Raw genomic sequence first — 20,656 nt, 5'->3', positions numbered from 1 at the left:
GCGGGTTTTTTGCTTCGCCAGCAGGCTAGCGGGAAAGCATCATTCCCATTCGATCGTCGCGGGCGGCTTGCCCGAGATGTCGTACACCACACGGTTGATGCCGCGCACTTCATTGATGATGCGGTTCGACACGTGGCCCAGCAGTTCGTGCGGCAGGTGCGCCCAGTGCGCCGTCATGAAGTCGAGCGTCTGCACCGCGCGCAGCGCAACGACATACTCGTAGGTGCGGCCGTCGCCCATCACGCCCACGCTCTTGACCGGCAGGAACACGGCGAACGCCTGGCTCGTGAGCTCGTACCACGACTTGCCGGTTTCCTTGTCGATCGTGTTACGCAGCGTCTCGATGAAGATCGCATCGGCACGGCGCAGCAGATCCGCGAAATCGCGCTTCACTTCGCCGAGAATGCGCACGCCGAGGCCCGGGCCCGGGAACGGATGGCGATAGACCATTTCATGCGGCAGGCCGAGCTTCACGCCCAGTTCGCGCACTTCGTCCTTGAAGAGTTCGCGCAGCGGTTCGAGCAGCTTGAGGTTGAGCGTCTCCGGCAGGCCGCCCACGTTGTGGTGGCTCTTGATCGTGTGCGCGGCCTTCTTGCCCTTGCCGGCCGACTCGATGACGTCCGGATAGATCGTGCCCTGCGCGAGCCATTTGGCGTCGGTGAGCTTGCCCGCTTCGGTCTGGAACACTTCGACGAACTCCGCGCCGATGATCTTGCGCTTCGCTTCCGGATCGGTCACGCCCGCGAGCTTCGACATGAACGCTTCGCTCGCGTCGACATGGATCACCTTCACGCCGAGGTTGTCGGCGAACATCGACATCACCTGCTCGGCTTCGTTCAGACGCAGCAGGCCGTGATCGACGAACACGCAGGTCAGCTGGTCGCCAATCGCACGATGCAGCAGCGCCGCCGCCACCGACGAATCCACGCCGCCCGAGAGGCCGAGAATCACGTGCTCGTTGCCCACCTGCTTGCGGATCGTCTCGACGGCTTCGTCGATGTAGTGGCCCATCTCCCAGTCGGCCTTCGCGCCGCAGATGCCAAGCACGAAGCGCTCGAGCATCGCGCGGCCCTGCACCGTGTGCGTGACTTCCGGGTGCCATTGCAGGCCGTAGAAGTGACGCGCTTCGTCGGCCATGGCCGCGATCGGGCACGATTCCGTCGATGCCATCAGCTGGAAGCCCGCCGGCATTTCCGTGACCTTGTCGCCGTGGCTCATCCACACCTTGAGCATGCCGTGGCCTTCACTCGTGCGGAAGTCCTCGATGCCTTCGAGGAAGCTCGTGTGGTTGCGCGCGCGCACTTCGGCGTAGCCGAATTCGCGCAGGTGGCCGCCGTCCACCTTGCCGCCGAGCTGCTCCGCCATCGTCTGCATGCCGTAGCAAATGCCGAGAACCGGCACGCCCAGTTCAAACACGGCTTGCGGCGCGCGCGGCGTGTCGGTGTCGGTGACCGAGTTCGGGCCGCCGGAGAGGATGATGCCCTTCGGCGCGAATTCGCGCACGAACGCGTCGTCCACATCGTACGGATGGATTTCCGAATAAACGTGGGCTTCGCGCACGCGGCGCGCAATGAGCTGGGTGACTTGCGAGCCGAAGTCGAGGATCAGGATTTTGTCGTGCATGGCTGCGGACGAGACCTAAAAAAGAACGGATACGGAAAGCCGCGCGGCAGTTCAAACGCGCGCAGCGTGAATTCATCAGGACCGGAGCGCCGTGCTACGGCGGCACCGGGTGGCGCAAGTTCGGGTGTGCTTCGGGCGCACTGCGTCTGCTGTTTGGGAGGCCGGGTTTGCGCGCGGCCTCAGCCACGCAGCGGCGGCCTCGGTGCGTCGGCCGCCTCGTCGCGAGCCGTCTCGCGAGCCTCTCGAGCCTGCGCCGGACTGGCGGGCGGCGGCGTAACCGGCGCTGGACGGGGCGTAACCGGCGGAACCGCTGCGGGCGTCACGGTCGGGACCTGCACAACGGGTTCGACCGGCGCTGCCGGCCGCTTTGCCGCTTGCGCACCGCCCCTCGCCATCGTTCGCAGAAAGCCCGGCTTCGCGTACGACACTGGCTCTTCGCGACGTTCGGGCTGCGCCTTCTCCGCCTTGCGCTGCTGCGCGGAACTGCCGCTCGCCTGCCCTTTCTGGCGCTTGCGCACCGCGCCCGCGAGCCGGACGCCGCCGAGGCCGAGGACGATCAGCCACACCCCAACCGCACCTGCCACCAACTGGCCAAAACCCGTGAGCTGCGGCGCACGCAGCCCGATCAGCCAGACCAGCATCAGCACGCCGGCAATCCAGTTGACGTGCCCCACGGTGCGGCCCACAGGCAGTGTCATCTCCCCGTGGAAGGCCGCGCGCAGCGCGAGCCACGCGAAACCCAGCAGCACCACGCCGAACGCCTGCCCAACGAGCGCCGGCTGCGTTTGCACCAGTTGCAACGCGTTGTAGACGAGGGTCCAGGGCGTGAGAACGAACAGCACGCCGAACCCCAGCAACGTCAACGCATCGACAATCAGCAGCACGCGCAGCAGCGGCTTCATCGGGGCTTAGTCCACGTGATAGTTGGGCGCTTCCTTCGTGATCTGCACGTCGTGCACGTGCGACTCGTGCAGGCCGGCGCCGGTAATCTGCACGAACTCCGCCTTCGCATGCAGGTCTTCGATCGTACGGCAGCCGCAGTAGCCCATCGAGGCGCGCACGCCGCCGATCAGCTGGAACAGGATCGCGTTGATGGGACCCTTGTAGGCGACACGGCCTTCGATGCCTTCCGGCACGAGCTTGTCGATGTTCGCCGAGTTGTCCTGGAAGTAGCGGTCCGCGGCGCCGTCCTTCATCGCGCCGACCGAGCCCATGCCGCGATACGACTTGTACTGGCGGCCCTGGTACAGGAACACGTCGCCCGGCGACTCTTCGGTGCCCGCGAACATGCTGCCCATCATCACGGCGTTCGCGCCGGCGGCCAGCGCCTTCGAAACGTCGCCCGAGTAGCGCACGCCGCCGTCGGCGATGCACGGCACGCCCGTGCCCTTGAGCGCTTCCGAGACGTTGGAAATCGCGCTGATCTGCGGCACGCCCACGCCAGCCACGATACGCGTCGTGCAGATCGAGCCCGGGCCGATACCGACCTTCACGCCGTCCGCGCCGTACTCGACGAGCGCGCGCGCCGCGTCGGCCGTGGCGATGTTGCCGCCGATCACTTCGACGTGCGGGAAGTTCTTCTTGACCCAGCGAACGCGCTCGAGCACGCCCTTGCTGTGGCCGTGCGCCGTATCCACGACGATCACGTCCACGCCGGCTTGCACCAGCAGCTCGACGCGCTCTTCGTTGTCCGGGCCGACACCGACGGCCGCGCCCGCGCGCAGCTTGCCGTGCTCGTCCTTACAGGCGGCCGGGTGCTCGGTCTGCTTGGTGATGTCCTTGACGGTCATGAGACCGCGCAGCTCGAACGCTTCGTTGATGACCAGCACGCGCTCGAGGCGGTGGCTGTGCATGAGCGCCTTGGCTTCGACGAGCGGCGTGCCTTCCTTGACGGTGACGAGGCGCTCGCGCGGCGTCATGATCGAGCGCACCGGCTCATCCAGACGCGTTTCGAAACGCAGGTCGCGGTTCGTGACGATGCCGACCAGTTGTGCGCCTTCCACGACCGGGAAGCCCGAAATGCCATGCTGCTGCGAGAGCGCGATGACGTCGGCGACCTTCATTTGCGGCGGAACCGTGATCGGATCGCGCACGACGCCCGACTCGAAGCGCTTCACCTTCGCGACCTCGCGCGCCTGCTCGGCCGGCGTGAGGTTCTTGTGAACGATGCCGACACCGCCCTGCTGCGCCATGGCGATTGCCAGACGGCCTTCCGTGACGGTATCCATAGCGGCCGACACGAGCGGAATGTTCAGGGAGATATTGCGGGTCAGCCGGGTCTTCAGGCTGGTGTCGCGCGGGAGAACGTCGGAAAAGGCGGGGACGAGGAGCACGTCATCGAACGTGAGTGCTTTCTGGATCAGACGCATGGCAAATCCTATAGGCGCAAAAGCAGATTATACGCGATAGCGCCCTGGAAATCATCAGCGCTAACAGTAGCTTAGCGCCGTTTTCGGGATTATTTCCACGCTCCAGCCCTGCCGGTGCGAGCCGTGCGGGCATGGCACGCCTCCGACCCGAATATCGGACGCACGCTGCAGGATTGAACAAGACGGGTGCGCACGCCTCCAGTTATGCTTCGGGCCGTCCTGTCAAAACGGCCCGTCCGGGCCGCCCGAAGTTTCTGGAGGCAATACAAATGCAGCGTGGTGTGTTGTACGGCGTGCTCGCCGGCGCGTTATGGGGAACGGTGTTCGTCGTGCCCCGGCAACTGGCGGAGTTCTCGCCATTGCTCCTGAGCGCCGGCCGCTACGCGATGTATGGGCTCGTGTCGCTCGCCGCACTGTTGCCCATGCTGCGCCGCGTCTGGCCGCGCATGACGCGCGCCGATCTGGTCGCGCTCGTGAAGCTCGCGCTCGTGGGCAACGTGCTCTATTACCTGTTTCTCGCGAGCGCGATCCATCTGGTGGGCATCGCGCCGGCCTCGCTGATCGTCGGCGTGCTGCCCGTCACGGTCACGCTGCTCGGCCGCCGCGACCATGGCGCCGTGCCGCTGTCGCGTCTGGTCTGGCCGCTCGCGATGATCGCGGCCGGCATCGTCTGTATCAACGTGGACGTGTTCACGGCTGCCGGCGACGCAGGCGGCGCGAGCATCCTCACGCGCATTGCGGGCATTGGCTGCGCCGTCGGCGCGCTCGTGTGCTGGACCTGGTTCGCGGTCGAGAACGCGCGTTATCTGCAGCGCAATGCGCACTTCAGCGGCAACGAATGGTCGGTGCTCTGGGGCGTGGTCACGGGCGCGCTCGGTGGCCTGCTCTGGCTCGGCATTCTCGTCGTGCCGTCGCACTGGGTGCAGGAAACCGTGGCCGTCGGCCGCTGGACCACGTTCTGGCAGTTGAATCTGGTGCTCGCGATCGGCGCCTCGTGGCTCGGCAACGGCCTCTGGAACGCCGCCGCCAAGCGCTTGCCGCTCACGCTGTCTGGCCAGATGATCGTCTTCGAGACGCTGTTCGCCCTGCTCTACGGCTTTATCTACGATCACCGGCTGCCGCGCGGGCTGGAGATCGCGGCGATCGTGCTGCTGGTGGCGGGCGTGAGCTGGTCCGTGCGCCAGCATTCGGGCGGCCCGGAAGACACCGCGCACGGCGACGGCATCGTGCCGGACGGCGATCTGCCGGGCATCGGCAACGAAACCCGCCTCGCACAACCCGACGCCGACGCCAAGCGAAGCGGCCGCACGACCACCGCCTGAGCGCGCCGGGCCGCAAAAAACCGAATGGGCGAGACAGCGCAAGCTGTCCCGCCCATTCCGTTTGTGCGGCAAATCCGTGGCAACCGGGCTCGAACCCTAGCGCGAGTCCTTGGGCAACCACTTGCGCCCTTCGATCGAGCCTTCCTTGCGGGTCTTGTCGACGCGGCGCTGGCGCGCCATCTTGGGGTCGACGATCAGCGGCCGGTAGATCTCCACGCGGTCGTGGTCGGCGAGCACGGTGTCGAGCGGCTTGAGCTTGCCGTACACGCCCACCTTGAGCTTCGCCAGATCGATCTCGGGATGGCGCGCGAGAATGCCGCTCGCGTCGATGGCCTGCTGGACAGTCGCGCCCGCGGGCAGCTCGATGCTGATGAGCGTCTGCGTATCCGGCAGTGCATAGCAGACGTCGATGGAGAGATTCGCGCTCATGGCTTGCCGTAGCGCTGGTCGGCGCGCTTCACGAAGGAGTCGACGAAGGTGTTCGCGATGTGATGGAACACCGGCCCGATGAGCTTTTCGAGAATGATGTTTGAAAACTCGTAATGCAGCGCAAACTCGATCTTGCAGGCGTCGGCGCGCAGCGGCGTGAAACGCCAGTAGCCCGTGAACTTGCGGAACGGGCCATCGGCGAATTCCATGTCGATGCGCTCGGGCCGCTTTTGCGAGTTGCGCGTGGCGAAGTGTTGCTTGATGCCCTTGAAGTTGATGTCGATCTTCGCCTCCATGCCGCTGTCGTCCTGACGGCGAATCTCGACGCCGCCGCACCACGGCAGGAAGTTGGGGTAGTCGGCGACGTCGGTGACGAGGTCGAACATTTGTTCCGCCGAATGGCGAATCAACACGGTTTTCTGGACATCCGCCATAAATTGCGCAATGCGTGGCTAGGGTGAAAGCGCCACGGGCTTTCGGAAGCCCGCTTTGCTAAAATCGTAATTTTAAACGAGTTGGGCCAATCCCATTTTCCTATGAGCATCATCGACAACAGAAAAGCGTTCTTCGATTACTTCATCGAAGAGCGCCACGAGGCCGGGCTCGTGCTGGAAGGATGGGAAGTCAAGGCCATGCGCGCCGGGCGAGCCAACATCAAGGAAAGCTACGTCGTGATCAAGGACGGCGAACTCTACCTGATCGGCACGCACATCAGCCCGCTGCCCGAGGCCTCGACGCACATCCAGCCGGACCCCACGCGCACCCGCAAGCTGTTGCTCCATCGCGAGGAAATCGACAAGCTGATCGGCAAGGTCGAGCAGCGTGGCTTCACGCTCGTGCCGCTGAACTTTCACTACAAGGGCGGCCGCGTGAAGTGCGAAATCGGCCTCGCCAAGGGCAAGAAGCTGCACGACAAGCGCGAAACCGAGAAGAAGCGCGACTGGGAGCGCGAGAAGGCGCGCCTGATGCGCTCGCCCACGTGATTGGTCCGCAGCAGCAAGCGTTCAGATGGACAACGGGCCGCTAGCGCGGCCCGTTGTCATTTCCGGCGGCCTGCGCGCTTATGCGCCCTTCGTCGCCCCAGCCCCGCTGATCTGCCCCTCGCGCAGGCCCGCCCGGTTCACGATCGTCAGCGCCGAAGCGATCATCGAGCTCAAGTCGCCCATGTTGCCCGGCACGATCAGCGTATTGCCCTGCTTCGCCAGATTGGCGAAGGCATTCACGTACTGTTCGGCCACCTTGAGGTTGACGGCATCCATGCCGCCCTGCGCCTGGATCGAGTTGCCGATCTTCTGGATGGCCTGCGCATTCGCCTCCGCCACCGCGAGAATGGCGGCCGCCTGACCCTGCGCCTGGTTGATCGCCGCCTGACGCTCGCCTTCCGACTTCTGGATCGCCGCCTCGCGCGCGCCGGCTGCCAGGTTGATCTGTTCCTGCTTGCGCCCTTCCGAGGCCGCGATGAGCGCGCGCTTTTCCCGCTCGGCGGTGATCTGCGCCTGCATGGCGTGGAGGATTTCCTTCGGCGGCGTGAGATCCTTGATTTCGTAGCGCAGCACCTTCACGCCCCAGTTCGACGCGGCTTCATCGAGCGCCGACACGACGCTATGGTTGATGAAGTCGCGTTCCTCGAAGGTCTTGTCGAGTTCGAGCTTGCCGATCACCGAGCGCAGCGTGGTCTGCGAAAGCTGCGTGATCGCGAACACGAAATTGCTCGAGCCGTACGACGCCTTCATCGGATCGGTCACCTGGAAGTACAGCACGCCATCGACCTGAAGCTGCGTGTTGTCGCGCGTGATGCAGACCTGGCTCGGCACGTCGAGCGGAATCTCCTTGAGCACGTGCTTGTAGGCCACGCGATCCACGAACGGCAGCACGATCGTCAGCCCCGGCGTAAGCGTGGCGTGGTAGCGCCCAAGCCGTTCGAGCACCCAGGCATGCTGTTGCGGCACGATCTTGATGGTCTGCGCGATCAGCACGACGACGATCACGAGCAGAATCAGGCCGACGACTGGGACTTGCATACGGGACCTCCGTTCGCTTCTGTGTGGTGTATTGGTGTGATTCTGGATTCGGTCCGTCACGCGTGGCGCGCGTCGTCGCGAGCGGCGCCGGGCGCATTGGCTTCGCGCCGCTCGCGCTTCGCCGCCACGACGAGGCAGCTGCCGCGCACCGCCTTGATTTCATAGAGCGGCGCGTCTTCGGGCTCGCCGGGTGCGAGTTCGACGTCCCATTCGGCGCCGCGATACATCGTGCGCGCGCGGCCGTCGCGCCATGCGGCAACGGCAAGCGTCGCGCCAATATCGAGGTTCACGCCCGGATCGGTCGAGGCGTCGGTCATGCGCCGGCGGCGGCCAAAACGCGAGCGCCGCAGCGTGACCACGGCCGCGAGCCCGACCGCCGCCGCGACGAGCAGCTGCACGTCGAGCGGCCAGTCAAGCTCATAGCTGAGCGCGCCGGCGAGAAAGCCGAGCGCGATCATCAACAAGTAGAAGGTGCCGGTCATCAGCTCGGCGACGATGAGCACGCCAGCGGCAATCCACCAGAACAAACCATGCGGACCCACGACGACCTCCCAAAGTAAAACACCCCGGATAGACCGGGGTGTTATAGCACGAAGCTGACACTTTTTTCCGCAGCGTGCAACGACGCACGGGAAGCTGCATCAAGCTCCGTATGCGCCGAGGATTGAATCCCCCGGCACCGCGTTTACTTCGACTGCGACTTCGCCAGCTGCTGCCACGTCTCGACAACCGAGTCCGGGTTCAGCGAGATCGAAGCGATGCCCTCTTCCGCAAGCCACTGGGCGAAGTCCGGATGGTCGGACGGGCCCTGACCGCAGATGCCGACGTACTTGTTCAGACGGCGGCAGGTTTCGATCGCGCGCTTGAGCATGAACTTCACGGCCGGATCGCGCTCGTCGAAGTCGACGGCCAGCAGTTCCATGCCCGAGTCCCGGTCGAGGCCGAGCGTGAGCTGCGTGAGGTCGTTCGAGCCAATCGAGAAGCCGTCGAAGTACTGCAGGAACTCTTCGGCGAGGATCGCGTTCGACGGCACTTCGCACATCATGATCAGCTTGAGGTCGTTCACGCCGCGCTTGAGGCCGAACTTCTCGAGCAGGCCGACCACGCGCTCCGCCTGCTTGAGCGTGCGCACGAACGGCACCATGATCTCGACGTTCGAGAGACCCATTTCTTCACGTACGCGCTTGAGCGCCAGGCACTCCATTTCGAACGCCTGCGCGAAGTCTTCGGCGATGTAACGCGACGCGCCGCGGAAACCCAGCATCGGGTTTTCTTCGTCCGGCTCGTAGCGCGAACCGCCGATCAGCTTCTTGTACTCGTTCGACTTGAAGTCCGACAGACGCACGATCACGGGCTTCGGATAGAACGCCGCAGCGATCGTGGCGATGCCTTCCGTGAGCTTGTCGACGTAGAACGCGCGCGGCGAGGCGTGGCCGCGTGCCACGCTTTCCACGGCCTTCTTCAGGTCCGCGTCGACATTCGGGTACTCGAGAATCGCCTTCGGGTGCACGCCGATGTTGTTGTTGATGATGAACTCGAGACGCGCGAGGCCAACACCCGCATTCGGCAGTTGCGAGAAGTCGAACGCGAGCTGCGGGTTGCCGACGTTCATCATGATCTTGACCGGAATGGCCGGCAGATCGCCACGCTGCACTTCGCTGACTTCGGTTTCGAGCAGCCCGTCGTAGATGCGGCCTTCGTCGCCTTCCGCGCACGAAACCGTCACGAGCGCGCCGTCCTTCAGGACGTCGGTCGCGTCGCCACAGCCCACCACGGCCGGCACGCCCAGCTCACGCGCGATGATCGCGGCGTGGCAGGTACGGCCGCCACGGTTCGTGACGATCGCCGAAGCGCGCTTCATCACCGGCTCCCAGTTTGGGTCGGTCATGTCGGCGACCAGCACGTCGCCCGGCTGCACGCGTTCCATTTCGGACGGATCGTGAATCACCTTCACGCGGCCCGCGCCGATCTTCTGGCCGATCGCGCGGCCCGTTGCGAGCACCTGCGACTGGCCCTTGAGCTTGAAGCGCTGCTCGACCTTGCCGGCGGCCTGGCTCTTCACGGTCTCCGGACGCGCCTGGAGAATGAAGATCTTGCCGTCGAGGCCGTCCTTGCCCCACTCGATGTCCATCGGACGCTGGTAGTGCTTCTCGATGATGACGGCGTACTTGGCCAGCTCGATCACGTCTTCGTCGGTGATCGAGAAGCGGTTGCGCTGTTCGTGCGAGACGTCGACCGTCTTCACGCGGCCCGGCTCGCCCGGCTGCGTGAATTCCATCTTGATGAGCTTCGAGCCGATCGAGCGGCGGATGATCGGCGCCTTGCCCTGCGCGAGCGTGGTCTTGAAGACGTAGAACTCGTCCGGATTCACCGCGCCCTGCACGACCGTCTCACCGAGGCCGTAGCTCGACGTGATGAAGACGGCGTCCTTGAAGCCCGATTCGGTGTCCAGCGTGAACATCACGCCTGCGGCGCCGCGGTCCGAGCGGACCATGCGCTGCACGCCAGCCGACAGCGCGACTTCGGCGTGAGTGAAGCCCTTGTGGACGCGATAGGAAATGGCGCGGTCGTTGTAGAGCGACGCGAACACGTGCTTGAGGCGATCGAGCACGTCTTCGATGCCGACCACGTTGAGGTAGCTTTCCTGTTGACCGGCAAACGATGCGTCGGGCAGGTCTTCCGCCGTTGCCGACGAACGCACGGCGAACGAGAGCTCAGACGGCGAACCGTTCTGCAGCGTCTCGAAACCGGCGCGGATGTCCGCTTCGAGTTTCGGCTGCAGCGGCGCGTCGATGATCCATTGACGGATCTCCTTGCCAGCTTCGGCCAGCGCCTTCACGTCGTCGACGTCGAACGTCTCCAGACGGGCGGCAATCCGTTCGGTCAGGTTGTTATGTTTCAGGAAGTCGCGGAAGGCGAGCGCGGTCGTCGCGAAGCCCGTGGGGACTCGCACGCCTGCCTCAGCCAACTGGCTGATCATTTCGCCGAGCGAGGCGTTCTTGCCGCCCACGATCTCGACATCGGTCATCCGCAACTGCTCGAAAGGCACTACATACGCCTGATCCTTGGCAACGGTGTTAGTCATACAAGCCCCTAAGTGTGAAAAAAATTCACGATTGCGCAAGTGGGCTCGAACGCGGTCCGCCCATTGGAAGCGGATTCGCGTCTTGCGCAACCTGTTGGAGAAGCAATCGCTCACGGGGCGCGAACGAATTTCCATTCAATGGAAAAGCACGAAGATGCGCGCGATTCCTTGGAGTTAGACGGAATCGCTGCAAATTGACACCAGAATGCGCCGCGATAGGCGGCTGTTTGGCGCGGTTGCACTGCAATTGCTTATCCAACAGGTTGCCGCTATTCTACCGTGCCGACTCTGGAATTTGTGCCAGTCGGCGAGAATTGCCCCTCGGTCCCGCCGGACGGGGCTTTCCGGGCGCCCAAGCCTGTCCCGAGCGGCCCTGCAGCTCACGTACCCAGCCTCAACCGATGCCGCCTACCGTATTCATCGTCTCCGACGGTACCGGGATCACTGCCGAAACTTTCGCGCATTCGATCCTGTCGCAGTTCGACCAGAAATTCCGCCTCGTGCGCGTGCCCTTCGTCGATTCGTCCGAAAAGGCCTACTCGACCGCCGAGAAGATCAACGAAGCCGCCGTGCAGGAAGGCCGCCGCCCGATCGTGTTCACGACGCTCGTGGACAGCAACTCGAACGAGATCGTCAAGCGCGCGAATGCGCTCGTGATGGACATGTTCCAGACCTTCGTGGAACCGCTCGAGCAGGAGCTGGAGCTCAAGTCGAGCCACGCCATGGGCCGCGGCCACCAGAACGCCGACACCGACGAATACAAGAACCGTATCGAGGCGATCAACTTCTCGCTCGCGCACGACGACGGCCAGTCGGACCGCAATCTCGCCGACGCCGACGTGATCCTCGTAGGCGTGTCGCGCAGCGGCAAGACGCCGACCAGCCTGTATCTCGCGATGCAGTACGGCGTGAAGGCCGCGAACTACCCGCTCATCCCCGACGATTTCGAGCGCGGCAAGCTGCCGAATGCCTTGCTTTCGCATCGCACGAAGATCTTCGGCCTCTCGATCGATCCGCAGCGCCTCACCGAGATCCGCAACGAGCGGCGCCCGGGCAGCAAGTACGCCGCGCTGGAAAATTGCCGCTACGAGGTCAACGAAGCCGAGGCGATGATGCGGCGCGAAGGCATCAAGTGGCTCTCGTCGACGCACAAGTCGATCGAGGAAATCGCCACCACGATCCTGCAGGAAATCCGCATCGACAAGCCGTCGTATTGAAACGCCCGGCCTGAAACGAAAAAGCCCGCATCTGAGCGGGCTTTTTTATTGCTCGCCGGCGCGAGCGTCAACGTGCGTGGCGCTGCTGCCGGCATTGCTCGAACACGCACACGGCCGCCGCCGCCGCGACGTTGAGCGACTCCATGCCGCCCGGCTGCGGAATCGTCACGCGCAGCGCGGCCGCGTCGCGCCATACCTGCGAGACGCCCGCGCCTTCGTTGCCGAACACCCACGCGACCTGACCCGTGAGATCGGCCTCGTCGATCGCCTGCGCGCCGTGCGAATCGGTGATGACAACCGGCACGCCGAGCATCTCGACGAGCGCTTCGGCCTCCACGTTCTCGAACACCTGCAAGAGGAAATGCGCGCCCATCGCCGAGCGCAGCACCTTCGACGACCACACATAGGCCGTACCCGGCGTGCAGAACACCTTGTCGATGCCGGCCGCCGCCGCGCTGCGCAGGATCGAGCCGACGTTGCCGGCGTCCTGCAAGCCGTCGAGCACGAGGCAGGTCGATGCGATGCGCTCGGGCAACTGCGTCTCGGGCATATCGACGAGCAGCAGCAGCCCCACGCCGTGCACCACATTCGAGAGTTGCCCGAAGAGCGCATCGGGCAGTGTGATGACACGGCGCTCTTCCACGCGGGCGACGATGGCCTGCGCTTCTTCATGCGCGAGCGCGCCTTCGGTCACCACGCAGTATTCGGGTTGCGTGCCGCCGTCGAGCCACGCGCTCGCGAGATGGAAGCCTTCGAGCAAGGCCTGATGGCTGCGCCGCTGTTGATGCGTCGAGCCGGCGAGCGCCTTGAGGCGCTTGTAGAGCGGATTGTCGCGCGAGGTAATGGCTTTCACGGGCGGCTCTGGCGGGTCAAATGAGGATCGGGAGATGGAAAAACGGCGGCGCCGGCACTACGTAAAACGGCGCCGGCTCGCGCGAGACGCCGTCAGCGCCGGCTCAAGAAAGCGGCGCGAAGGCGTCGCCTTCCTCGAGGCCGGCGACGTCGCTGACCACCGTCGAAGCACCGGGCAGGACGATGCCGTGCAGTACATACGCGTCGCGCACGGGCGCGAACGAGCGCCGGTGGTGCTCGCACGGACCATGCACGCGCAACGCCTCGAGGTGCTGCGGCGTGCCGTAGCCCGCATGGGCGTCGAAGCCGTAATACGGATGGAGCTGGTGCAGATCGACCAGCATGCGGTCGCGCGTGACCTTGGCGATGATCGACGCCGCCGAAATGCTCGGCACGAGCGCGTCGCCGCCGATCACGGCCTCGCTGCGCACCGGCATCACCGGACAGCGATTGCCGTCGATCTTCGCGAGCGTCGGCACGATGCTCAAGCCTTCGACCGCACGCCGCATCGCCAGCATCGTCGCGTGCAGGATGTTGAGCGTGTCGATTTCCTCGACGCTCGCCGACGCGACGCACCACGCGAGCGAGCGTTCGACGATGCGCTCGTAGAGCGTTTCACGCGCCTGCGCCGTCAGCACCTTCGAATCGTTGAGCCCGCGAATCGGCCGCGCCGGATCGAGAATCACGGCCGCCGCGACCACGGGCCCGGCGAGCGGCCCGCGGCCGGCCTCGTCGACGCCGCAGATCACGTCGTCCGGCGATTCGAACAGCAGCCCGGCCTGGCGCGCCGCCTTGCGACGCGCGGCGAGCTTGAGCGCCGCCTGCGACGGCGGCTTTTTCTCCGCCTGCGCTGTCGTGCGCCTGGCCGTGCGCTTGATCGTGCCCTCGCTCATGCCCGCCCCTTTCGGCCTTCGACGATGCTCGCGACCACCTCGGCCGCGCGCTCCGCGGTGTTCTGGCGCAGGGTCAGATGCATCTGCGTGAACACCTCGGTCAGCGTGCGCCGGTTTGCCTCGTCCTGCAACTGCGTGAGCGTCGCGTCGGCAAGCGCCTCCGGCGTCGCGAAGTGCTGCAGGATTTCCGGCACGACGAAGCGGCCCGCGAGAATGTTCGGCAGGCCCACGTACGGCAGATAGGCCTGGCGGCGCATGATCTGCCCGGTGAGCCAGGGCACCTTGTAGGAGATGACCATCGGCTTCTTGAGCAGCGCCGCTTCGAGCGTGACCGTGCCGCTCTTCACGAGGATCGCGTCGGCGGCCGTCATGGCGAGTTGCGACTGGCCGTCGATGATCGTGAGCGCGAGACCCTGATGCGCGTTCGCGAGTTCCTGCAGCTGCGCGTGGATGGCCGGCGTTGCCGCCGGCATCACGAAACGCAGCGCCGGCTCGCGCCGCTGCATGATCTGCATCGCGTCGAAGAAGGTCGGGCCGATCAGGTTGATTTCCGAGCGGCGGCTGCCCGGCAGCACCGCGATCACCGGGCCGCTTTCCGGCAGGCCCAGCGTGTGGCGCGCGCCGGGCATGTCCGGTTCGAGCGGAATCTCGTCGGCGAGCGGATGGCCCACATACGAGGCCGCCACCCCGGACTTCTCGAGCAGCGCCGTTTCGAACGGGAACACGCACAGCATGTGATCCACGGCCTTCTGGATCTTCTTGATCCGACCGCCGCGCCACGCCCAGATCGACGGGCAGACGAAGTGGATCGTCGGAATGCCCGCGTCGCGCAGCGCGTGCTCGAGGCCGAAGTTGAAGTCTGGCGCGTCCACGCCGATGAAGGCGTCAGGCGGTTCGGCCAGCAGCTGATGCTTGAGCTCGTTGCGGATGCGCAGAATCTCGGGAATGTGGCGCAGCGCCTCGACGTAGCCGCGCACCGAGAGCTTTTCCATCGGCCAGTGCGCGTCGAAGCCGGCGGCCGTCATGCGCGGGCCGCCAATTCCGTAGTACTGCGTAGTGTCAGGCAAGCGGGCTTTGAGACCCGCGAGCAGCGATGACGCAAGCAGGTCGCCGGACGGCTCGCCGGCGACCATTGCGAGGCGCAGCGGACGCGTTGTCAGCGCCATCGATCAGCGAATGATGCCGCGTTGCGACTGCTCGACGAAGTCGAGCAGCGCCTTCACGTGCACGTCGCCGTCGCCGCCCGCCTGCGCGAGGTCGGCGAGCTGCACCTTCGCCTCTTCGAGCGAGAGCCCGTTCTTGTAGAGCGTGCGATACGCCGAGCGCAGCGCGGAAATCGCGTCGGCCGAAAAGCCGCGACGGCGCAGACCTTCGACGTTGATGCCGTGCGGCACCGCCTTGTTGCCGGCGGCGATCACGAACGGCGGCACGTCCTGCACGAGCGCCGAGGCGCCGCCGACCATCGAATGCGTGCCGATGCGCACGAACTGGTGCACGCCGGTCATGCCGCCGACGATCGCGTGGTCTTCGACGAACACGTGGCCCGCGAGCTGCGCGTTGCTCGACATGATGACGTTGTTGCCCAGGCGGCAGTCGTGGCCCACGTGCACGTAGGCCATGATCCAGTTGTCGTCGCCGATGATCGTGATGCCGGTGTCCTGCACCGTGCCCGTGTGCAGCGTCGTGAACTCGCGGATGGTGTTGCGGTTGCCGATCGTGAGCTTGGTGGGCTCGCCCTTGTACTTCATGTCCTGCGGACGGCCGCCGATCGACGCGTAGTGGCCGATCGTGTTGTCTTCGCCAATCGTCGTGTGGCCTTCCAGCACGCTATGCGAACCGACCTTCGTGCGTGCACCGATGGTGACGTTCGCACCGATGACCGCGAACGGTCCGATTTCGACCGATTCGTCGATCTGCGCGCCCGACTCGACGACCGCAGTGGGATGGATCCTGCTCATTCGTCCTCGCTCTCCGATTCTGTTTCCGTGCGCCGGCGCCTCGAGGTCAAGGCGCGCTGCGGCATGCGGCGGCGCTGCTTATTGCGCCGCGTCCATTTTCTTGACGGTGCACATCAGTTCCGCCTCGCAGGCCACGGAGCCTTCGACTTCGGCCACCGCCTTGAACTTCCAGATGCCGCGCATGTAGCGCTCGAACGTCACGTTGAGGATGAGCTGGTCGCCCGGCTCGACCACGCGCTTGAAGCGCGCGCCGTCGATGCCCACGAAGTAGTACAGCGTATTCTCGAAGTCCTGCTCTTCCTCCGAGAACGTGAGCAGCGCGGCGGTTTGCGCCAGCGCCTCGAGAATCATCACGCCGGGCATGACCGGACGCTGCGGGAAGTGTCCCGTGAAAAAGGGCTCGTTGACCGTCACGTTCTTCAACGCCTTGATGCTCTTGTGCGGCTCCAGCTCGATGACCCGGTCCACCATCAGGAACGGATAGCGGTGCGGCAGCAGCGTGAGAATCTTGTGGATGTCGAAGTTGAGTTTTTCGATGTTCATGGTGGTTCTGCTCACGCAGGAATTGCGCGTGTGACTTTCGATTTCGATATTCGAGGCGCCGGACCAAACTCGCCCGCGCTGACGCGAAGTATGCGCCACGCCCGGGCTCCCGTGCATGCGTATTGCCCCGGGCGGGAAGCCCCGGGGCGGAGGCCCCCCCCTGCGGGGACCCCCCCAGGCGAGCAGCTTTGGCCGTCCGCTACGCAAAGCGGCGCGCCGCTCCCGCGACACGCCGCCCGCTACCTCGATACTGCTTTCTTATTCGCCCGGCGGCTTCTGGGCTACCGCCGCCTCGAGCGCCTTGATACGGTCGCGCAGCTTGTCGATGTTACGCAACAGCGCGGCGCTCTTGTTCCAGTCGGCGTGATCGACCGCCGGGAAAGCGCTCGTGTAGATGCCAGCCTTCGGCAACGACTTCGAGACGCCCGACTTCGCGGTGACGATCACGTAGTCGCCCAGCGTGACGTGCCCCGCGATGCCCACTGCGCCGCCGATCATGCAATGACGCCCGATCGTCGTGCTGCCCGCAATGCCGGCGCAGCCCGCGATGACCGTGTACGCGCCGATCCGGCAGTTGTGGCCGATCTGCACGAGGTTATCGATCTTCACGCATTCTTCGATGATCGTATCGGCCATCGCGCCACGGTCGATCGTGGTGTTCGCGCCGATCTCGACGTCCGGCCCGATGGCCACGCCGCCCACCTGCGGAATCTTGACCCAGCTACCCGTGCGCGCGTCGCCCTCGCCCGTGAAATCGGGGGCGAAACCAAAGCCGTCCGAGCCGATCACGGCGCCGGCATGCACGATGGCGCGCGGGCCGAGCTTGCAGCTGTGGTAGACGGTCACGCCCGGATACAGGTGCGAGCCCTCGTCCACCTGGGTGCCGCGGCCGACGAAGACGTTCGCGTCGAGCCGTACGTTTTCCCCGATCACGGCGCCCGCTTCGACCGTGACGTTCGGGCCGATCACCGCGCTCGCGGCAACCTGCGCCTTCGCGTCGACGTGGGCGCTGGCGTGGATGCCCGGCTGCGCCTTCGGCGCGGCGAGGTCGATATACGCCTGCGCGACACGCGCGAAGTAAGCATACGGATTCGGTGTGACGATGAAGTTGCGTCCTTCGCGCGATGCGAGCTTCTCGAGGTCGCCGGGGCTGATGAGCACCGCGCCCGCGCGGGTCGTCTCGACCTGCGCGAGATACTTCGGATTGGCGAGGAACGCGAGCTGTTGCGGACCGGCCTGGTCGAGCGGCGCCAGCGAACTGACGCGTTGCGTCGCATCGCCCACCACTTCGCCGCCGAACCGCCCGACGATGTCCTCAAGCGTAAATGCCATGCGCGTGCTGCTCCTGCCTTAGTTGCTTTTCGTTGCCTTAGTTGCTGCTGCTAGCGCCAGCGCTATTCGCTGCGAGCGCCTTCAGCACCTGGTCGGTGATGTCGATGCGCGGGCTCACGTACACCGCTTCCTGCACGATCAGGTCGTAATGCTGCTGCTCGGCGATCTGCTTGATCACCTTGTTCGCCCGGTCGAGCACCGCCGCCAGTTCCTCATTGCGGCGCTGGTTCAGGTCTTCGCGGAATTCGCGCTGCTTGCGCTGGAAGTCGCTGTCGAGCGCGGACAGGTCGCGCTGCTTCGACGCGCGATCGGTCGGCGACATCGACGGGCCATTCTTGTCGAGCGAATCGGACATCGACTTCAGGCGCTGCGCCATGTCCTGCAGATCCTTGTCGCGCTTCGCGAACTCGGCTTCGAGCTTGGTCTGCGCGGCCTTCGCGGGAGCGGATTCGCGCAGGATGCGATCGGAGTTCACCGCCGCGATCCTGGCTTCCTGCGCCTGCGCGACGCCCATGCCAAAACCGAGGAGCGCCAGCGACACGGTAATCGCCCCGATCGACCGTCTGGAAAACATACCCGTTAGCAAAGTCATCCTCTCGTTTCCTGGATTCCGGCGTCGTGCGCTGCGCGCGCAACGAACGCCGGGCAAAACATACGTCAGAATGCCGTCCCGATCTGGAACTGGAACTTCTGGTACTGGTCGCCCGTGTGCTTGGTCACCGGGAAGCCCAGGCTCAGCTTGAGCGGGCCAATCGGCGAAATCCACGCGAGGCCGAAGCCGTAGCTGTAACGCAGGCCGTTGGCGCCGATACTGTTGCCTTCCGTGCCCCAGACGTTACCACCATCGACGAACGTGAAGACGCGCAGCGTGCGGTCATAGCCCGTACCCGGCAGCGGAAAGGTCAGCTCGATGTTGCCGACCAGCATCTTCGAGCCGCCGATCGGGTCGTTCGTCGTCTTGTCGCGCGGACCCAGCGAGCTCGGCTCGTAGCCACGCACCGAACCGATACCACCGGCGTAGTAGTTCTTGAAGATCGGGTACGGCTTGCCGCTGAGGCCGTTACCGTAGCCGCCCTGGAAGTTCAAGCCCAGCACGAAGCCGCGCGCGAACGAGTAGTAGTACTGCGCCTGAATATCGGCCTTGTAGTACTGCGTACCGCCAACCGGCGTGCCGTACTCGGCGTTCGCCTGCGTGAAGTAGCCCTTGCTCGGCACGAGCGCGCTGTCGCGCGCGTCGCGCGACCAGCCCACCGTGAGCGGCACGTTGTTCGACACGCGACCAAACTGGTTCACGTAGTCGATATAGCTCTGCGGCGTGTTCGAGTCGACGTCGAGCGTGTCCTGCTCGAAGCCCGCGCCGAAGTAGACCGTGTCGACTTCCGAGAACGGAATGCCGAACTTGAGGTCGCCGCCCATCGTGATGATGCGGAAGCTCGAATCGGTCGAGTAGTACAGCGGCTGGTACGTGCGGTAGTAGACGTCGGTAATGCGCTTGATGCCGTCCACCGTGAAGTACGGGTCCACCTGCGTGAGGGCCAGCGTGCGGTACGTCTTCGCGGTGTTCACGTTCAGCGAGAGCGAGGTGCCCGAACCGAACACGTTGTCCTGCGACACGCCCGCCGACAGCACCACCTTGTCCGTCGACGAGAAGCCCGCACCGAGCGTGATCGCGCCGGTCGGCTTTTCGGCGACCTTCACGTTGACGTCCACCTGGTCGGCCGTGCCTTCCACGGGCACCGTGGTCACGTCGACGTCGGTGAAGTAGCCCAGACGGTTGATGCGGTCCTTCGACAGCGCGAGGCGGTTCGAATCGAACCACGAGCTTTCGAGCTGGCGCATTTCGCGGCGCACGACTTCGTCGCGGGTGCGCGTGTTGCCCACCACGTTGATGCGGCGCACGTACACGCGGCGGCTCGGATCGACCTGCAGCGTGAGGTTGACCGTGTGGTTCGCCTGATCGATCTGCGGCAGCGCATTGACGGTCGCGAACGCGTAACCGTACTCGCCGAGCTTGTCGACGATGGCCTTGGTCGTGGCCTGCAGCTTTTCGGCCGAGAAGGTATCGCCCGGCTTGATCTTGATGAGTTTCTTGAGCTCGGCCTCGCGGTCGAGCAGGTTGCCCGACAGCTGGATGCCCGACACCTTGTACGGCTCACCTTCGTGAATGCCGATGGTGAGGTACATGTCCTTCTTGTCGGGCGAGATCGAGACCTGCGTCGAGTCGATGTTGAACTCGAGGTAGCCGTGGTTCAGGTAGTACGAGCGCACGTTCTCGAGGTCGCCCGTGAGCTTTTCCTTCGAGTAGAGGTCGTTCTTCGTGTACCACGAGAACCAGTTCGGCGTGGACAGCTGCATCTCCGAGAGGAGCGTGCCGCTGCTGTACGTCTTGTTGCCGATGAAGTTGATCTGGCGGATCTTCGCGCTCGGACCTTCGACCACCGAAAACAGCAGACCGACGCGATTGCGGTCGATCGGCGTGACCGTGGTCGTGACCTCGGCGGCGTAGAAGCCGCGCGTGAGGTACTGGCGCTTGAGCTCCTGCTCGGCCTTGTCGACGAGCGCCTTGTCGTAGTAGCGGCCTTGCGAGAGGCCGACCGCGCGCAGCGCCTTCGTGAGGTTGTCCTTGTCGAATTCCTTGATGCCCGCGAAGTCGATCGTGCCGATGGCCGGGCGCTCCTGCACCTGCACCACCACTACGCCGCCTTCGGTGGCGATCTTCACGTCGTTGAAGAAGCCCGTCGCATACAGTGCGCGGATGGCCTCGGACGCCTTGTCGTCGGTGAACGTGTCGCCCTGCTTGATCGGCAGGTAGGCGAACACCGTGCCCGGCTCGACGCGTTGCAGCCCTTCGATGCGGATGTCCTGAACCACGAAAGGCGTCGTTGCTGCGTGGGCAACGAGTCCATGTGCGGCGATCGCCGCGGCCGCAACCGTTTTTGGAACCAAGCGATGAGGTCTAAACAACGTGCTTCCCCAATTATGTATAGCTGCATCAGGTCAGGCGGCCCGCCC

At 64.9% G+C, this 20,656-nt stretch carries 19 protein-coding genes; 3 read left to right on the top strand and 16 right to left on the bottom strand.

Going from position 1 to position 20,656, the window contains the following annotated elements; translation table 11 throughout:
• Positions 1-39: 39 nt before the first annotated feature.
• The 3 genes from guaA to guaB form a co-directional block, all read right to left on the bottom strand.
• Positions 40-1,623, bottom strand: a complete 1,584-nt coding sequence (gene guaA / locus AB4Y35_RS12885) for a glutamine-hydrolyzing GMP synthase (protein WP_133181242.1) — start codon at positions 1,621-1,623, stop codon at positions 40-42.
• 179 nt (positions 1,624-1,802) lie between these two features.
• Positions 1,803-2,525: a hypothetical protein gene (locus AB4Y35_RS12880; protein ID WP_368704678.1), complete on the bottom strand. Its 723-nt coding sequence runs from the start codon at positions 2,523-2,525 to the stop codon at positions 1,803-1,805.
• Between the two features lie 6 nt (positions 2,526-2,531).
• Entirely contained in the window at positions 2,532-3,992 is a 1,461-nt protein-coding gene (gene guaB, locus AB4Y35_RS12875) for an IMP dehydrogenase (protein WP_368704677.1), read from the bottom strand.
• Between the two features lie 269 nt (positions 3,993-4,261).
• Here guaB and AB4Y35_RS12870 point away from each other — a divergent pair, with 269 nt between their 5' ends.
• Positions 4,262-5,314: a DMT family transporter gene (locus AB4Y35_RS12870; RefSeq protein WP_368704676.1), complete on the top strand. Its 1,053-nt coding sequence runs from the start codon at positions 4,262-4,264 to the stop codon at positions 5,312-5,314.
• Between the two features lie 96 nt (positions 5,315-5,410).
• Here AB4Y35_RS12870 and AB4Y35_RS12865 read toward each other — a convergent pair whose 3' ends face one another.
• The gene (locus tag AB4Y35_RS12865) at positions 5,411-5,743 is read right to left on the bottom strand and encodes an RnfH family protein (RefSeq protein WP_368686120.1); all 333 of its coding nucleotides are present in this window, start codon (positions 5,741-5,743) and stop codon (positions 5,411-5,413) included.
• Entirely contained in the window at positions 5,740-6,177 is a 438-nt protein-coding gene (locus tag AB4Y35_RS12860; RefSeq protein WP_028204043.1) for a type II toxin-antitoxin system RatA family toxin, read from the bottom strand. The genes AB4Y35_RS12865 and AB4Y35_RS12860 overlap by 4 nt, the downstream gene beginning before the upstream one ends.
• 102 nt (positions 6,178-6,279) lie before the next feature.
• Between AB4Y35_RS12860 and smpB the strand changes: the two genes are divergently transcribed.
• Entirely contained in the window at positions 6,280-6,726 is a 447-nt protein-coding gene (smpB, locus tag AB4Y35_RS12855) for an SsrA-binding protein SmpB (protein ID WP_069265630.1), read from the top strand.
• A gap of 78 nt (positions 6,727-6,804) precedes the next feature.
• On the opposite strand, the gene AB4Y35_RS12850 is transcribed toward smpB, so the two are convergent.
• From AB4Y35_RS12850 to ppsA, 3 genes are all read right to left on the bottom strand, one after another.
• Complete coding sequence (locus tag AB4Y35_RS12850; protein ID WP_133181252.1) at positions 6,805-7,764, bottom strand: SPFH domain-containing protein; 960 nt, start codon at positions 7,762-7,764, stop codon at positions 6,805-6,807.
• A 56-nt stretch (positions 7,765-7,820) separates the two neighbouring features.
• On the bottom strand, positions 7,821-8,306 hold the full coding sequence (locus tag AB4Y35_RS12845) for an NfeD family protein (protein ID WP_368704675.1): 486 nt from the start codon (positions 8,304-8,306) through the stop codon (positions 7,821-7,823).
• A gap of 143 nt (positions 8,307-8,449) precedes the next feature.
• On the bottom strand, positions 8,450-10,849 hold the full coding sequence (gene ppsA / locus AB4Y35_RS12840) for a phosphoenolpyruvate synthase (protein WP_368686122.1): 2,400 nt from the start codon (positions 10,847-10,849) through the stop codon (positions 8,450-8,452).
• Positions 10,850-11,250: 401 nt separating this feature from the next.
• Between ppsA and AB4Y35_RS12835 the strand changes: the two genes are divergently transcribed.
• Entirely contained in the window at positions 11,251-12,066 is an 816-nt protein-coding gene (locus tag AB4Y35_RS12835; protein ID WP_028204047.1) for a pyruvate, water dikinase regulatory protein, read from the top strand.
• 67 nt (positions 12,067-12,133) lie between these two features.
• On the opposite strand, the gene AB4Y35_RS12830 is transcribed toward AB4Y35_RS12835, so the two are convergent.
• The 8 genes from AB4Y35_RS12830 to bamA all read right to left on the bottom strand — a co-directional run bounded on the left by AB4Y35_RS12830 (position 12,134) and on the right by bamA (position 20,608).
• Positions 12,134-12,919 carry a TrmH family RNA methyltransferase gene (locus AB4Y35_RS12830; RefSeq protein ID WP_368704674.1) on the bottom strand — a complete coding sequence of 262 codons (786 nt, stop codon included), beginning with the start codon at positions 12,917-12,919 and terminating at the stop codon, positions 12,134-12,136.
• A gap of 103 nt (positions 12,920-13,022) precedes the next feature.
• Positions 13,023-13,811, bottom strand: coding sequence for a ribonuclease HII (gene rnhB / locus AB4Y35_RS12825; RefSeq protein WP_368704673.1), 789 nt, complete (start codon positions 13,809-13,811; stop codon positions 13,023-13,025).
• Positions 13,808-14,977: a lipid-A-disaccharide synthase gene (lpxB, locus tag AB4Y35_RS12820; RefSeq protein ID WP_368704672.1), complete on the bottom strand. Its 1,170-nt coding sequence runs from the start codon at positions 14,975-14,977 to the stop codon at positions 13,808-13,810. Before lpxB ends, rnhB begins: the two co-directional genes overlap by 4 nt.
• A gap of 3 nt (positions 14,978-14,980) precedes the next feature.
• Positions 14,981-15,769 carry an acyl-ACP--UDP-N-acetylglucosamine O-acyltransferase gene (lpxA, locus tag AB4Y35_RS12815; protein WP_368704671.1) on the bottom strand — a complete coding sequence of 263 codons (789 nt, stop codon included), beginning with the start codon at positions 15,767-15,769 and terminating at the stop codon, positions 14,981-14,983.
• 78 nt (positions 15,770-15,847) lie between these two features.
• Complete coding sequence (gene fabZ / locus AB4Y35_RS12810; protein ID WP_028204052.1) at positions 15,848-16,312, bottom strand: 3-hydroxyacyl-ACP dehydratase FabZ; 465 nt, start codon at positions 16,310-16,312, stop codon at positions 15,848-15,850.
• A gap of 258 nt (positions 16,313-16,570) precedes the next feature.
• Positions 16,571-17,644, bottom strand: a complete 1,074-nt coding sequence (gene lpxD / locus AB4Y35_RS12805; protein WP_368704670.1) for a UDP-3-O-(3-hydroxymyristoyl)glucosamine N-acyltransferase — start codon at positions 17,642-17,644, stop codon at positions 16,571-16,573.
• Between the two features lie 37 nt (positions 17,645-17,681).
• Positions 17,682-18,230 (bottom strand): OmpH family outer membrane protein, encoded by a 549-nt coding sequence (locus tag AB4Y35_RS12800; RefSeq protein ID WP_368686341.1) that lies wholly within the window; start codon positions 18,228-18,230, stop codon positions 17,682-17,684.
• 71 nt (positions 18,231-18,301) lie between these two features.
• Positions 18,302-20,608 carry an outer membrane protein assembly factor BamA gene (bamA, locus tag AB4Y35_RS12795; protein ID WP_069265622.1) on the bottom strand — a complete coding sequence of 769 codons (2,307 nt, stop codon included), beginning with the start codon at positions 20,606-20,608 and terminating at the stop codon, positions 18,302-18,304.
• Positions 20,609-20,656: the final 48 nt, after the last annotated feature.

The organism is Paraburkholderia sp. EG286A (assembly GCF_040965375.1).
GTDB lineage: Bacteria > Pseudomonadota > Gammaproteobacteria > Burkholderiales > Burkholderiaceae > Paraburkholderia.
This window is presented reverse-complemented; position numbering and strand designations above follow the sequence as displayed.